Here is a 14,536-nt window from a genome sequence, read left to right on the forward strand (position 1 = left end):
GCCATGAACCCGCCGGGAAATTCAAAAATTGGGCTCACCGCGTCGGCTAGATCCTCGCCCGACGTTCACTCCGGAGTTAACCCTGTCCTTCGTCCCAAGGAGTTCAGGAACCGTTGTGCTGGCTCCTCATCTGGCAGTCAAACGGATCGCTGGGAAGAATCATCTGCATCTTTCTTTTACGATGGAATGAGACTGGGCGCTGCAGAGCGGTCGGCATACGAGGCCTGGAATGAAACGGGCCGACCGACGTGGAAAGACCTCGTGCTGAGTGCCCGTCTTAATGATATCGACAGTTCCGCTTGGAATTTCGATGGCAGACAAACGACCTCGTCGGTTTTTGTCTATGAGGGTGTTCCTCTGGGGGAAGGAGAACGACGTGTCTACGAGGAATGGCCGGAGCCCGGACAGCCGGGGTGGCAAGAGCTCGTTGTGAACGCTCGCATTGCAGAACTACACCCGTCTGCTTCAGTTTCGCATGAGCGCGATCCCCCTGAAAGAAGCACGGAGTTCCGGTCCGATGCGCCCAAGCGCAAGCGGAAAGGCTCAATAGACCAAGACGAGAGTGTCCCTGCATCATTTTACTATGATGGGATGAGGCTCAGCTCACCCGAGCGCGAAGTATATGACAACTGGAGCAAACCGGAACCACCTTCGTGGAGAGACCTGATAATAGACGCGCGTCTTGATGCTATTGACAGGTCCGCCTGGTTCCATGAATCGGGAGGCGCTTCGGTCTTTGAGTACGAAGGGATCCCGCTGGGTGAGGGGGAACGCCTGGCATATGAAAGGTGGCTGGAGCCCGCGCAGCCCGGATGGGAAGATCTCGTCGTGAACGCACGCGTTGCTGAATTAAACCAGTCTGATCGGACCTCGTGTGAGAACGAAAGTCTTGAAGCAGGAAAGGAACTTCCACCTGACGAATTGGAGGGCATGTTGGGCTCCCCAATTGACGGTGCGCAGGACGCTCGTGCATCCTTTGTGTATGATGGAGTGACACTCGGAGCGCCCGAGCGTGACGTGTACGAGAACTGGGACAAGCCCGAACGACCCTCATGGGAAGATCTAATCCTGGATGCCCGCCTCGCTGCGGTACAGGATTCCTCGATCTCAAGTTTGGCGCCTGGAGAAGAAACCAACTCAGCTTTCTTTTATGACGGGATTGCGCTGGGAAACGCGGAACTCCGGGCATACGCAAGGTGGAGGCAGCCTGCTCAACCGCGGTGGCAGAATTTGGTGGTGAACGCGCGTTTGTTGGAACTTGACCCTTCGGCTTGGATTCGCGATGAACATGACCCATTTGAGGAAGTCGAGGAGCTCAACTCGCCTTCGCGATCGACTTCCCCAAGTGAGGCCAAGCGCACTTTGGGTAAGCTTGATCTCAATCGACCGGCCCACAGATGTGAAAAAACTTCAAAAGAAACGTGTCAGACAGGGCCCGGGACGTGCCTACGGTCGGAGATGCGGAGCGCAGCTCATGTTGAACTTTCTGGACTGAACGCGTGTCGGGAGAACACAATTGCCAGTGGCCATGCTCTCAATGGCGGAGGCAAGATAAAGAGGCTCGGCTTCAAAAGCCACTTGACTGGAAACGGGGCTCTCCAAGGGCTGAATCCCGGTACGAAAGGAACAGCGTCCGACGAAGGCGGACAAGTTGTTCCGCCAGTCCGATCCAGTTGCCCGAGAGGCGATAATATCGGCACATACGGAAGTCGTAGGAACGAACGGGCGCGGCTCGCTACCGAGACTGGACAATTCGAGTCGGAGCACATTTTTGGCTTTAAGGTGGTCCACGAAGTTTTACGCAGAACGAAAGAAGGCCGTCGTCTCGAAAGGCCAATGCCTGCCTATCTTGAATGTAAAGAGCTTCATCGGCAGCATGTTGGAACTGGATGGAGGCGAAGCGGGCTAGTTGGGCGTGGATGGACAGATGATTCCAGTTATCGCTCAGATCAACGAGCAACCTTGTCAGACCCTGTCGCGTCTGCTGAAGGTGCAGCGGCTTCAAACGGATATCAGTTGAATCAACTGGGTTACGCACACCAACTCGCCAAGGATGGCCTGCAAAGCGTATCGTCCGACAGCGTTACTATGCCAATTCGTGTCGCAACAACCAGCTACAATTATACGGTAAGCCGTGATCCCCTGCTGTCACCTCCCAGCAAAGAGCAAGAGCCGCCAGTGCTTCATCTTGGGCCTCGTGGGCAGACAGAAGCTGTACTCGCGCGCGAGACTGCACTGACCGGACAATGGCCAACGCGCGATCGTGAACGTGAAGTCTATGGAGAGTTCCTGGCCCTGTACGATTTCAAGATGAAACTTGAGACCAGCTCGCTCAGTGTACGGCAAAAGAGAAAGGAACTCGTCTCCGCGTTGGACCGAACCGCCAGTTTGATAGGGGCGGCGCCTTTGAAAGCTCAGTCGCAAAGCGCGGAACACTATAATACGGCTGAGTTGCCAGACGAACGGCGGGAGTATGATCCGCGCGAGCGAGGCCGACGAAGCCTCTTTCAGCGCTGACGGTGGTACAGGAATGACCAACCGATATCTGCAGGCCACCGCGTGCCGATCCTCTCCGGAAAATCGCGTCGAAGATATCTGTGCTTGGCCGTTTGCCCTTTTCGCATGAGAACTACCAGATCGCGCAAAGCTGAACGAGGGTTACAGATGAAACGATAAACCCGTTCAACAATTTGGTCCCGGATGGTAGTTTCGACATGTTGTCGATTTCCATCCGGACTCTGAATTATGCTGCAGGAAAGACCTGCTGGCACAGGAATCCGGAGAGATCAACAGGCTGTCACGACTGGCCATCGGACGACTCGCGCCCCGTGTCGCTGAGTTAATCGGCACCGCCACGTAGAGCAACCGTTCACGAATGACCGTGATTGACTGGAGCAGCAATCAACAGGAGCCGGGCTCTGCCCTGCAGGAGAACAAAAATGGCGATAGTCAAACTCAATCCCAGCAATAGCAGCAATTCCTCGTCGCCCGAGACACATCGAGAAATCCAACAGAAAAAGACCGATAATCACGAACCAAGCGGTTTCACACAGTTGGACCTCGACATGATCGAGCTGGAGAATTTTGTTCATCAGTGCCCGCTTCCCAACGAAGACCTGGCTGACTGAAAGGAGTTCGATAATGAATCCGAACAGTGAAGGCAGTGATGAAAACAGCGTCGTAGTGGGCGTGCACAGCATCGAAACTGCCAATGACGGTTCCACCAAGCGGCAGAAGATAGTCAATTCCGACACGACCAACGATTTCGAGATGGTGAGTAGCCAAGAAACCCACGAGTTTGGCGACCACGGCAGCAGCTCCGCTCAGACTGAAAGCCTCGAGTCCCGTCTGCATGAGACGAGCTCCCACCTTACGCAAGCTGACACACACAATGATTTATCCAGCTTGTTTGCAAACATGGCATTGCCGGGTCACGACCGGCGGCCAGATGAGTATATTCTTGTCCGACAAACCGGAGGTGACGCGGTCGCCGGTGTCACTAAAGGTAACCTCGAACATCTACCGACCAAGGCGGAATTTAATGCGAGCTGCCGTCTCTACAGGGACGGAGCAGGCAACTACTTTCCGCCGCCGCTCGCATTTGAAAGGATTGCCGCTCCGCAGGAACTCGATACAAAATCGCGTTTTCAACACAAGCTGGAAGTGTGGAATCGCGCTCATGCCGAGATGGGTATCACGGGTACCAATATTTTTTATCAGACAGATAAAAATATAAAGCTTGATCAAAACTACAGATTGAAGCCAGAAGATCGGTATATACAAACAGAGAAATATGGCCGCAGAGAAGTTCAAAAGCGCTATGAACACGAATTCCAGGCAGGATCGCTGCTCCCTGACATTCTGATCAAGACTCCGCAAAACGATATCCATTTCGTCTACAGGTTCGCAGGTGACAACTATGCGAATAAACCCTTCGATGAATTCCAACGCACCATAAAGGCCCAATATGGCAACGACACCGAGATCAAGCTTAGGTCGAAGTCAGGTATTATGCATGATTCCAAATACTTGGAAGCATGGGAAAAAGGCAGCGCGGATGTACGCTTTGCCGAGTTTGCAGGAGAGAATCGAGCCCACAACAAACAATTGCCGCTCGCGACGGTCAATATGGGACGGCAGCCAGACGGGAGCGGCGGGATGACTCGCGATCGCTTGGTTAGTGTTGGTTTCCTGATGCACAACGCACCCAATTCCCCCTGGGCGCTAGCGTTGAAAAAGGGAGAATTATGGGATCGCGTTCAAGTCCTTGCTCGCGACGGAAACCGTTATATGACACCTCCCAGACTGGAATATTCCGATCCCGAACACTTCACGCAGTTGATGGGCCGAGTCGGATTGCCCCTTTCGATGGGCCGACAAAGCCATGCGAACACCGTCAAGTTTGAACGGTTTACCGAGCAGGCAGCGGTGATTGCTTCGAATGGCGCGGATCTACGCGACATTCGAGACCTCTCTCCGGACAAAGTGCAGCAGCTGACGGATAAAGATGTGCTCATTGCGGATCGCAATGAAAAAAGCCAGCGGACCGGCACCTATACGAGCGCTGCGGAATATAAGCGCCTTATGATGAAGCTGCCAGAGGACGCTGCCCAACTGCTTGGCGGTCCCGCCGATAAGTATTCACGTGATTTTGTCCGCCCAGAGCCCACTTCCCGACCGATCATTGATAGCCGTCGGAGCTACGAAAGTCGGCCGCGGGGCCAAACTGAAAACAGCCTGTGACTTTGCTACTGCCGCGCCGGCAATGAGACTTGTCACGTCACAAGCATCTGATTGAAAGAGCTTAGTCATGGTCAACATCACAAAGAAAACGGTCGCGAAATCCCCTACAATCGACATGCGCCGCGCTACTCAGCGCCTGGTTGAGCAAATGCGCAACGCGGTGCTTACGGAAGAGAAGGCAATGAAGCGGCGCGGGCGGTTCGAAGCTCCGCAGAAGAAGCAAAAATACGCTGCGGATATTCGGCTCGTCGACAAGTTGGGCGCCAGCTTTCGGGGTGAAATCAGCTATAAACTTCTCGGAAATAAAAGGCTGCGAGTTGACAACGCAAGAGAATTGACGCGCGAGCACGGCCTACTAAGAAAAAACATGAAAGTTTTGAAGCGTAACCTGGAGACAGGAGCGTTTTATTTGAGTCTTCACGAAAGGAAGACGTGGGCAAGTGTTACCAGGCATCAATACGGTGAGGACGGCACTCTTCGTACAAAGCATGTAAAACATAGAGACGGACGTTTTGAGGAAAAATGGGAGCGGGACGAAAACGACACCCTGATCCGTACACGGTATGTCAACCGAGGCAGGCTCAACCGGCGGCTGTTTCAGGCCACGTCCGAAGAGATGACTGCGCCTTACCGCAGTGGACGAGAGAACAGACTTTATCGCAAACTAACCCGACAAGTAGGTTCCAAACGGGAAACATTTGAGCGGGACGACAAAGGTAATCTTGAACTTATCGCTCGCAAAGGACTTGGTTTTTCCAAGAATTCAACAAAATCGGAAGATCACAATACCTCATATACAAAGATTCGGAAACTTGGGGGCACTTTCAGCAAATCTTATAGATCTCTCCTGGACAAGGAAGGTAATGAACTGGGCCGAGATATCTTAAGTCACCGGCGGCTGTTCAATAAGAGATCGGCGATCTACGACGACGCCACAGGGGAACTGAAAGGCACTAAACATACTTTCGGCAAGCTTTATAAAAATGAAGCCGAATACCTGAGCGATCAGGTGATTAAAGTTTCGAAAAAAATACTTGGCGTGACAGTTCAACGGAGGCTGCGGGGGCTAAATGAGCAAGAACACGACGCCCAGACACTGCGCGCGTCAGAGTCCGTCCGTCATAAGCAGGCTTGGCAGGAGCGCGAGGCTGCTTCCAAATTCCCGACTCCAGATCGTCAAGCGAGAGTGGTGACTTTGGACGATAGCCGAGCGTTGCACATTCTCCCGCACCACAATCAAACCGGAGTGCAAGCGGGAACAAGCCTGTCGGAGCCTGTGGAACATCAGTTCTCGCCAACTTATCCGGAATCAAAGGTTCCGGCTCCTCTTCAGTTGGAGGGAATAGAGGGGCAGGGCAAACTCGAGGCATCGTCACACGTGTTATCCGGTGTGCGAGAACCGGCAAAAAAGGTGGATTCTCAGGGCCAGTCGGTGCCGTTAGTGCCGAACAGTCATGCGTTAGATCAAGGACACCAGGAGCTGTTGAACCTCCTGCAGAGTGTGCCAGTCCCGACTCTGCCAGCACATAATGGCGACGGGCTTGGGTACGATAACCCTGGTACATCCTTGCCAGAAAGCTCTGTGGCGGAGAGCTTGGTCCATGAACCTTCGGAGGGGCATGTGGGACGTGATCGCTTGACTAACGCCTCCATCGATCCACAAGCATTATTCGGCGAACCGGAATTGTCGCGCCTTTCAGAATTTAGACCAGCATCTCCCTCGCGAGTCGACCACCTGACAGGCTCGGAACAGGAAGCGTTGCTGAATGAGTTGCTTGGTATACCGCTACCTGTTTCTTCGCAGACGGTCGAACCGCGGGAGCTCAACACTCCTGAAAATTCGCGGAGTCGAGAACGCTCGGCGTCACGAGGTTTTTCACTCTAGACGGATTCACATACCAAGCAGCTCGAGCCTTCCGCCAGCGGAGCTGCGGGCTGAGACCGCCTTGCCAGGCTTGATGCGATAAGGGCCTTGGTCGCCACCATGATCCGTACGCGGTTCTTCCATGCGACCAAGCTGAAGAGCGGCATGTAGTAGAGCAGGTTGATTTCGTCCGGGTTCACCGGGTCAACACCGGTGCCCATCAACTCGGCGTCCACCATTACACTGAACAGATGGGTCTTTCTAATCGCAGATGGGGAGTCAAAATTGTTTTTTTGCATTCCGCTGCCGGGTCTATCGCGGAAAACGCATGTCGCCCCCTCAAGGAGCTGGCCTTTCCACTGTTTATATGAGGTTTGTCAATCAGGGTGTTGATTAGGGAGGCATCTTGGCTTCTCCGATAGACTGCTCCAGATGTGAACCCTTGCGTGACGCGGCTTTTGAGCTAGCCGGATCCAGCTTATATACGGTCGCTGTGATGAGCAGCAGCACCAACATCCTGCTTTCGACGGACAGGGTTCAGGTGGACGATACCATACATAAATATCGGCGTTTTGAATGCCAAACAGTGGATCGGCTCGCCCCACCTGGGGTCTTCCAGGACTGATCACATCCTGGAGGATGGCGGAATTTGAACGGTGGACGATCAGGCAGGCTGCACGATAGCCCCCTCGATGACCACGCCTGCGGTGATATATTTCCATAGGGCAACGAGTAGCTTGCGGGCAAGAGCGACAATCGCTGGCTGCTTATGTCGGCCGCCCGTTTGCGCCATTCGCTGCTTGAACCATACGGCGAGCGCCGATTGCGGCTGATGTCTTATGCGTCGACTTTGTACCGTTCACGGCGTCGTACCTGTGACGGCGGGAGCAGTCTTCGCCTTCCGGGGCAGATTGCCTCGGGATCTGCAAGGAAGCTTCACCGGACGCAAGCGACGCGTGAGCGATGGGGTGGACGCTCCCACTCAACGGCATCTTCGTGCCAGAATGGTTGTGTTGGAAACCATTACAAAGGAGAGCGTCCATGGAAAAGGTTAGCATAATCGGCTTGGATTTGGCCAAAAGCATAATTCAAATCCATGCGGCCAGCGTAGACGGCTCGGTGCTTTTTCGGCGGAAGATTTCGAGCAAGAAGTTGCTTTCCTTCCTATCGGAGGTCGATCCTTGCGTTGTGGCGATGGAAGCATGTGCCGGAAGCCACCATTGGGGCCGCGAGATTGCCAAACTTGGGCATCGAGTGAAGCTGATTGCGCCCATTTACGTCAAGCCGTTCGTCAAGCGCCAGAAGAACGATGCAGCCGATGCGGAAGCTATCTGCGAGGCGGCTATGCGACCAACTATGCGTTTCGTCGCAGTCAAAAGTGAGGAGAAGCAGGCTGCGGCGACGGTATTCAAAGTACGTGACCTTCTCGTGCGGCAAAAGACCCAGATTATCAATGCGCTGCGTGGTCTAATGGCAGAGTTTGGAATTACCGTTCCACAAGGGCCCTCACATGTCGGAGTTCTGATCAATCACGTTGAAGATGATAGCTCAAGCTTGACGGAGGCAGCACGCGCACCCTGTTTGGCACTGGTTTTGACGCTGCGGGCACTCATTGATAAGGTTCGGGAACTTGATCTGGAGATTGGTCGGAGGGCTCGGCATGATGATGTTGCCAAGCGGCTCATGAGCATTCCCGGAATTGGCCCTGTCATCGCAACGGCGCTCGAAGCCTTAGCGCCGCCAGTTGAGACATTTACACGAGGTCGAGATTTCTCCGCGTGGATGGGTTTGACACCGCGGCAGCATTCGTCTGGCGGCAAGCCACGGCTCGGCAAGACCTCGAAGATGGGGCAGCGAGATCTTCGACGACTGTTGATCATAGGGGCATCAGCCGTTGTTCGCTGGGCGTCAAGGCGCGGGGCGGTTGAAGGGTCCTGGTTGTCGCGCATGATCGGCAAAAAGCCGCCGATGCTGATCACCGTTGCACTCGCCAACCGTATGGGGCGTATTGCCTGGGCGCTTATGACAAACGGAGGCCGCTACGAGGAAAAGAGGATCGCAGCATAAGATCAGCTCTGGCGGAGAGGATTTCTAATCCGCCATTGCGAGTGTAGGCAGGTCGAACGAAGGATATGGACAAACGGTCAAGAGACGGGATTAGGAAAACCAGTTCTGCCGGACGGCACCTCGAGTGCGCGTGAGCGTGTTGGACCTGATCTGCGAACTCCCATATGGGCCCGCGACGTACTACGGTCGCAACGAGAGGCCGGACACACGTCAGCACCCGAACAACGTTCAAGACTGAGTGAAGATTTTGCTTGCATTCGAGGGAGCGTCCACACACGTCCGGCGAAAGCGTTTTCGGGTGTGAGAGATGGAAGCTACGAGCCGCGTTTCATTTCATCGGCCATGACGCGGTCGATTATTTCAGGATCGCACTGTGTGTCGATGAGGAACTCGCGGATACCGCCGTCCCACGTCCTGATGTCGGCAAGTAGGCTTTGAAGTTCTTCGATGCCATTCCCGGTCAGACCCTTCGGGCCATCTTCACTGCCATCGCTGACGTAAACCAGTTCGCCCTCGGAGATGTTGTCCGGGTTTGCGGTTACTTCTTCGATCAGTTCGAGGTTTTCGCCGATCATGCCGGCGACTTGGCTGAGCGTATAGATGAACCTCGAGCGAGCCATCAGGCGGCCTCGCATCGAGCTTTTGCTGGCATCCAGTTCCAGGGCAGCAGATCTTCAAATCGGTCTTTGGGGTGATCCTGGATCCGGGTCAGGACATCTGTCAGGTAGAGCTCCGGATTATGGCCGTGCAGTTTGACCGTTTCGATGATGGTCAGGATGTTGGCGATGCGCTCACCGCCCTTGTCCGAGCCTGCGAATAACCAGATGCTATGACCATTCCTCCTTGCGATGTTGTTCGTTGAGCGCGGCATAGGCTGGTGCCATTTCGGCCGATTGGAGGATGGATTCGTCATGACTGACTACGATGCATATATTGGGTTGGACGTCCACAAAGACTCGATCTCCGTTGCCATCGCGGACGCTGGCCGTTCTGGCGAGGTCCGTCTATTCGGGGCAATTGCGAATGAGCCAGACGCGATCTGCAAACTTGTAAAGAAACTTTCGAGCAAGCACGGACGGGTAGAGTTCGTTTATGAGGCAGGGCCGTGTGGTTACAACGTCTTTCGGCAAATTGAGGCGTTGGGGTTTGTCTGCCGGGTAGTTGCGCCAAGCCATACCCCTGTCCGACCGGGCAATCGGCAGAAGAACGACACACGCGACGCTGTGATGCTTGCAAGGCTGTTGCGCGCCGGAGAAGCTGACCTTCGTTTGGGTTCCTGATGTCGTGCACGAGGCGATGCGTGATCTAGTTCGAGCCCGGTCTGTCGCCTCTCACGATGCGCGGAAAGCACGAACATTGATCCAACTGTTTTTGTTGAAGCACGACCTCCGATATTCAGCCAAGTCATGGACTTCGAGGCATCGAACCTGGCTACGTAACCGACATTTCCAACATCATGCGCAGCAGATCGCGTTTCAAAGCTATCTAAATCGATTGGAACAGGCAGAGGCCCGCAAAAAGGAGTTGGAGGACCAGATCGCTGTCATTTCTCAAACATGGTCCCTGGCACGTACAGTGATGAACCTGCAGGCATTCAAAGGCATAGGCTTGGTAATTGCCGCAACACTGGTGGCTGAGGTTGGAATATTTTCTCGCTTCGACAGTCCCAGGAAGCTCATGGCATACCTTGGATTGGTCCCTGGAGAGCACTCAAGCGGCGGGTCCGTTCGGCCACGCGGCATAACGAAGACCGGCAACTCGGCCCTTCGCGCCTTGCTCTTCGAAGCTGCCTGGTCCTATCGCGTTCAGGCCAAGATTGGGAACTGGATGCATAAGCGACGCCCTGACGTCCCCCAGGCCATTAATGACATCGCTTGGAAAGCCCAAGTGCGACTGAGCGCTCGATACCGCAAATTGGTCGGATCAGGTAAAAAGAGCAACGTGGCCATCACCGCAGTCGCTCGTGAGCTTGTCGGCTTCCTATGGGATGTCGCTCGCAAAACTGAAAGCGAGACAATGTCATCTGCTGCTTGAGCAGCTATCCCATCATCAGCGATCGGGAATGGTCAGAGCGTCGGGAGCGGAGAAGGAATCCTCGGGCAAAAATTTGGACGGGTTTGTCCTATGTCCGCAGCCAGATCGAGGCAGCCTTCCGACGCATCGTCACCATTGGGTAGCCAATCCCAGGACAAGAGTTTGAGCAACCGTCGAGTATTCCTGGCGCTCTGACCCATCCCGACCGTGACACCGTGCTATGTGCTGCCTGCTTTGCAGGCGGTGTTTTAAAGTGCGTCTCAAGCCTTGATAATGGTCATAAGAGTTTTTTCTGCCGAGGCACATCTACCGAACATTCTGCCCATATCCCCATATCGGGGCAGAAGTCGAGATCCATTACCGCTGGCATGCGTTTTACGGTCGGCATGTCCGCCGTTACTACGGCGAACATCGCCGCGGATCGGCAGTCGTCGTTGTTGAGCACGAACCTGGAGTGACGACGGCCGTGGAGCGGTGGATGCTCGACCGCGCGATCTGTGCCGCGATGAAGCTGGGAGAGCCGCAGGTATCGCTACAAGCGCTGACGGACCTTGAGCGGGTACTCAAGGATCATGGACTCAGGCAAGTCTTTTCGGATGAACGACCTCCGCCACAAGCGGATCTGGCCAGGATGAACGTCATGCCGGCGCGCCACCTCACCAATGCGAGCACCGGGTTCATCAGCTTCCGCCAGTATCCTCAGCTTCGCCTCGTCCGACCAGCGCCGCCTGCGCTCGGTACCGGACATGATCTCCATGCGAGCCATGAAACCTCTTTGTTCTGGTATTAATGTCAGCACTAATGCTGGTTCGAATGCCAGAACATCGCCTGATTTGCCCGATCAGCAAAATCCGCTCACCGGACGTGTGTGGACGCTCCCTCGAATGCAAGCAAAATCTTCACTCAGTCTTGAACGTTGTTCGGGTGCTGACGTGTGTCCGGCCTCTCGTTGCGACCGTAGTACGTCGCGGGCCCATATGGGAGTTCGCAGATCAGGTCCAACACGCTCACGCGCACTCGAGGTGCCGTCCGGCAGAACTGGTTTTCCTAATCCCGTCTCTTGACCGTTTGTCCATATCCTTCGTTCGACCTGCCTACACTCGCAATGGCGGATTAGAAATCCTCTCCGCCAGAGCTGATCTTATGCTGCGATCCTCTTTTCCTCGTAGCGGCCTCCGTTTGTCATAAGCGCCCAGGCAATACGCCCCATACGGTTGGCGAGTGCAACGGTGATCAGCATCGGCGGCTTTTTGCCGATCATGCGCGACAACCAGGACCCTTCAACCGCCCCGCGCCTTGACGCCCAGCGAACAACGGCTGATGCCCCTATGATCAACAGTCGTCGAAGATCTCGCTGCCCCATCTTCGAGGTCTTGCCGAGCCGTGGCTTGCCGCCAGACGAATGCTGCCGCGGTGTCAAACCCATCCACGCGGAGAAATCTCGACCTCGTGTAAATGTCTCAACTGGCGGCGCTAAGGCTTCGAGCGCCGTTGCGATGACAGGGCCAATTCCGGGAATGCTCATGAGCCGCTTGGCAACATCATCATGCCGAGCCCTCCGACCAATCTCCAGATCAAGTTCCCGAACCTTATCAATGAGTGCCCGCAGCGTCAAAACCAGTGCCAAACAGGGTGCGCGTGCTGCCTCCGTCAAGCTTGAGCTATCATCTTCAACGTGATTGATCAGAACTCCGACATGTGAGGGCCCTTGTGGAACGGTAATTCCAAACTCTGCCATTAGACCACGCAGCGCATTGATAATCTGGGTCTTTTGCCGCACGAGAAGGTCACGTACTTTGAATACCGTCGCCGCAGCCTGCTTCTCCTCACTTTTGACTGCGACGAAACGCATAGTTGGTCGCATAGCCGCCTCGCAGATAGCTTCCGCATCGGCTGCATCGTTCTTCTGGCGCTTGACGAACGGCTTGACGTAAATGGGCGCAATCAGCTTCACTCGATGCCCAAGTTTGGCAATCTCGCGGCCCCAATGGTGGCTTCCGGCACATGCTTCCATCGCCACAACGCAAGGATCGACCTCCGATAGGAAGGAAAGCAACTTCTTGCTCGAAATCTTCCGCCGAAAAAGCACCGAGCCGTCTACGCTGGCCGCATGGATTTGAATTATGCTTTTGGCCAAATCCAAGCCGATTATGCTAACCTTTTCCATGGACGCTCTCCTTTGTAATGGTTTCCAACACAACCATTCTGGCACGAAGATGGACACCTCGATTTACCGGTCGCAGTTGGCAAGATGGTGCCGTGGATGTATTTCCGCGATGAACTCGCGCGGATGATCGCCCATTTTTTGTGATGATTGCCGCATCTGCGGCATGCATTTCGGCCTTCCGGCCAGCTGCGCGTTATGCGGTCCGTGGTTTTCCAGTCAGCCAGACATAGCGAAGCATGTTGTAGGTGATATTGGCCATGCCGATCTTCACCCTCGCTCGGCTGATTCCGATGGTGCGCACGAAGAGCTTCATCTTGTCCTTCTGCCGCGCAAAGACATGTTCGATGGCGGAGCGGACCTTCGAACGACGGCCGTTGGCGCGCGACATCGCCTCCGGCATGGGTTTGCCCTTTGGCTTCTTCTGATGGATGTCGGACTTTAGGCCATTGTCCTGCAACCATTCCTCGTTGGTCTTGGAGCGATAGGCCGTATCGGCCCAGACCGTCGACGCGGTATTGTCTTTGGTCACTACGTTTCGAAGCTGGGCTCCGTCATGGGCGCTCGCACTCGTCACCGTCCATCCCCGGATAAAGCCATGGGCTCGGTCGATGCCTGCATGGTTTTTGTAACCAAACATTGGAATGGCAATATCGTGCTGGCCAGTCGTCGTCGACGTCGGCGTCTCCGTTGGCCGTTTCGCCTTGGAATACTTCACTGTCCATCGCGCGTCGCGGTCCTTCTGGGCCAGCCTGGCGGGTTTATCCTTCCAGTCCTCAGGGATTTCGCCGGCCTTGATCGCGTCTTTCTCGTCCTGGCTGTTATGTTGCTTGGGAGCCTGGATGATCGTGGCGTCAACGATCTGCCCGCCTTTGGCCAGATATCCGGAACGTGAGAGATGCTTGTCGAAACGGGCAAACAGATTATCAATGGCACCTGCACGCACCAAACTCTCTCGGAACAGCCAGATCGTCTTGGCATCCGGCACCTTCTGCGAAAGGGAAAGGCCAAGGAAACGCATAAACGACAGCCGGTCCTGGATAACAAACTCTGCTTGGTCGTCGGAGAGATTATAAAGCGCTTGCAGCACCAGGATTTTAAACATCAGAACCGACGGAAATGGTGGACGTCCACCCTTCGATCCGTCGGACCGCTTCAGCGCCTTCGCTAAAGGTTTTTCAAATATCGCCCATGGAATGATGCTGTTGAGCTTCTCCAGCGGATCGCCGACGGCACTCAGCCGTTCGTAACGATCATCCAAATCCCAAAAGCCCGGTTGCCCACGCATCATCCGCTCCCAGAAAATCACACTGGCCGGATTGAATCATGAAACGCGGAAAATGGGGAGGTTTTTAGAGGTGTCCAGATGCCGTTGAGTGGGAGCGTCCACCCCATCGCTCACAGCGACGCGGCGGCGGCAGGATATATTGAATTGTAAATGTATCCAGTCTCGAGAATTATAGACGGATCGCCAATGAATATGATGATAAAATTTGAATATAATTAAAACAATTCTATCTATTTAGTGTAAAGTGGAAATATATGTGAAGCACAGTTTCATTACATTGGGAAATAAACAGATACATTTCGAAAAAACACATTGATTTGCTAAACCTAATAAACAAATTATTCTGGTTTCGATATTTTTATTCCGACGTTCCTAC

The 14,536-nt window shown here is 54.4% G+C and carries 10 protein-coding genes and 3 pseudogenes; 6 read left to right on the forward strand and 7 right to left on the reverse strand.

Going from position 1 to position 14,536, the window contains the following annotated elements; all coding sequences use genetic code 11:
• Positions 1–3 precede the first annotated feature (3 nt).
• The 4 genes from V6582_RS26945 (at position 4) to V6582_RS26960 (ending at position 6,628) form a co-directional block, all read left to right on the forward strand.
• Positions 4–2,517 carry a virA/G regulated protein gene (locus V6582_RS26945; protein ID WP_070149665.1) on the forward strand — a complete coding sequence of 838 codons (2,514 nt, stop codon included), beginning with the start codon at positions 4–6 and terminating at the stop codon, positions 2,515–2,517.
• A gap of 422 nt (positions 2,518–2,939) precedes the next feature.
• Complete coding sequence (locus V6582_RS26950) at positions 2,940–3,128, forward strand: hypothetical protein (RefSeq protein WP_060716588.1); 189 nt, start codon at positions 2,940–2,942, stop codon at positions 3,126–3,128.
• Between the two features lie 13 nt (positions 3,129–3,141).
• Positions 3,142–4,743: a VirE2 family protein gene (locus V6582_RS26955; protein WP_060716589.1), complete on the forward strand. Its 1,602-nt coding sequence runs from the start codon at positions 3,142–3,144 to the stop codon at positions 4,741–4,743.
• A gap of 67 nt (positions 4,744–4,810) precedes the next feature.
• On the forward strand, positions 4,811–6,628 hold the full coding sequence (locus tag V6582_RS26960) for a hypothetical protein (RefSeq protein WP_060716590.1): 1,818 nt from the start codon (positions 4,811–4,813) through the stop codon (positions 6,626–6,628).
• Here V6582_RS26960 and V6582_RS26965 read toward each other — a convergent pair.
• Together V6582_RS26965 and V6582_RS26970 are read right to left on the reverse strand one after the other, a co-directional pair.
• Entirely contained in the window at positions 6,625–6,906 is a 282-nt protein-coding gene (locus V6582_RS26965) for a hypothetical protein (protein ID WP_060716591.1), read from the reverse strand. The genes V6582_RS26960 and V6582_RS26965 overlap by 4 nt on opposite strands.
• A 365-nt stretch (positions 6,907–7,271) precedes the next feature.
• Positions 7,272–7,448: pseudogene (locus V6582_RS26970) on the reverse strand (IS110 family transposase); the annotation flags it as partial.
• A gap of 200 nt (positions 7,449–7,648) precedes the next feature.
• On the opposite strand from V6582_RS26970, the gene V6582_RS26975 reads away from it, so the two are divergent.
• The gene (locus V6582_RS26975) at positions 7,649–8,674 is read left to right on the forward strand and encodes an IS110 family transposase (RefSeq protein ID WP_070149668.1); all 1,026 of its coding nucleotides are present in this window, start codon (positions 7,649–7,651) and stop codon (positions 8,672–8,674) included.
• Between the two features lie 314 nt (positions 8,675–8,988).
• Here V6582_RS26975 and V6582_RS26980 read toward each other — a convergent pair whose 3' ends face one another.
• Positions 8,989–9,294: a hypothetical protein gene (locus tag V6582_RS26980; RefSeq protein WP_070147012.1), complete on the reverse strand. Its 306-nt coding sequence runs from the start codon at positions 9,292–9,294 to the stop codon at positions 8,989–8,991.
• Positions 9,294–9,530: pseudogene (locus tag V6582_RS26985) on the reverse strand (transposase domain-containing protein); the annotation flags it as partial. The pseudogene V6582_RS26985 and the gene V6582_RS26980, both read right to left, overlap by 1 nt.
• 55 nt (positions 9,531–9,585) lie before the next feature.
• Between V6582_RS26985 and V6582_RS26990 the strand changes: the two are divergent.
• A pseudogene (locus tag V6582_RS26990) lies at positions 9,586–10,708 on the forward strand (IS110 family transposase).
• A gap of 532 nt (positions 10,709–11,240) precedes the next feature.
• On the opposite strand, the gene V6582_RS26995 reads toward V6582_RS26990, so the two are convergent.
• From V6582_RS26995 to V6582_RS27005, 3 genes are all read right to left on the reverse strand, one after another.
• Complete coding sequence (locus V6582_RS26995) at positions 11,241–11,474, reverse strand: transposase (RefSeq protein WP_071202246.1); 234 nt, start codon at positions 11,472–11,474, stop codon at positions 11,241–11,243.
• A 375-nt stretch (positions 11,475–11,849) separates the two neighbouring features.
• Entirely contained in the window at positions 11,850–12,875 is a 1,026-nt protein-coding gene (locus tag V6582_RS27000; protein ID WP_070149668.1) for an IS110 family transposase, read from the reverse strand.
• Positions 12,876–13,068: 193 nt separating this feature from the next.
• Complete coding sequence (locus tag V6582_RS27005) at positions 13,069–14,160, reverse strand: IS5 family transposase (protein WP_349508847.1); 1,092 nt, start codon at positions 14,158–14,160, stop codon at positions 13,069–13,071.
• Positions 14,161–14,536: the final 376 nt, after the last annotated feature.

Source organism: Agrobacterium vitis, from assembly GCF_037039395.1.
Classification (GTDB): domain Bacteria; phylum Pseudomonadota; class Alphaproteobacteria; order Rhizobiales; family Rhizobiaceae; genus Allorhizobium; species Allorhizobium vitis_E.

What these genes read in the sequence shown, in the direction of transcription:
- V6582_RS26960 (WP_060716590.1), top strand. Translation starts at nt 4,811, where the DNA reads ATGGTCAACATCACAAAGAAAACGGTCGCGAAATCCCCTACAATCGAC.
- V6582_RS26945 (WP_070149665.1), top strand. Translation starts at nt 4, where the DNA reads ATGAACCCGCCGGGAAATTCAAAAATTGGGCTCACCGCGTCGGCTAGA.
- V6582_RS26965 (WP_060716591.1), bottom strand. Translation starts at nt 6,906, where the DNA reads ATGCAAAAAAACAATTTTGACTCCCCATCTGCGATTAGAAAGACCCAT.
- V6582_RS26955 (WP_060716589.1), top strand. Translation starts at nt 3,142, where the DNA reads ATGAATCCGAACAGTGAAGGCAGTGATGAAAACAGCGTCGTAGTGGGC.
- V6582_RS27005 (WP_349508847.1), bottom strand. Translation starts at nt 14,160, where the DNA reads ATGCGTGGGCAACCGGGCTTTTGGGATTTGGATGATCGTTACGAACGG.
- V6582_RS26995 (WP_071202246.1), bottom strand. Translation starts at nt 11,474, where the DNA reads ATGGCTCGCATGGAGATCATGTCCGGTACCGAGCGCAGGCGGCGCTGG.
- V6582_RS26975 (WP_070149668.1), top strand. Translation starts at nt 7,649, where the DNA reads ATGGAAAAGGTTAGCATAATCGGCTTGGATTTGGCCAAAAGCATAATT.
- V6582_RS27000 (WP_070149668.1), bottom strand. Translation starts at nt 12,875, where the DNA reads ATGGAAAAGGTTAGCATAATCGGCTTGGATTTGGCCAAAAGCATAATT.
- V6582_RS26980 (WP_070147012.1), bottom strand. Translation starts at nt 9,294, where the DNA reads ATGGCTCGCTCGAGGTTCATCTATACGCTCAGCCAAGTCGCCGGCATG.
- V6582_RS26950 (WP_060716588.1), top strand. Translation starts at nt 2,940, where the DNA reads ATGGCGATAGTCAAACTCAATCCCAGCAATAGCAGCAATTCCTCGTCG.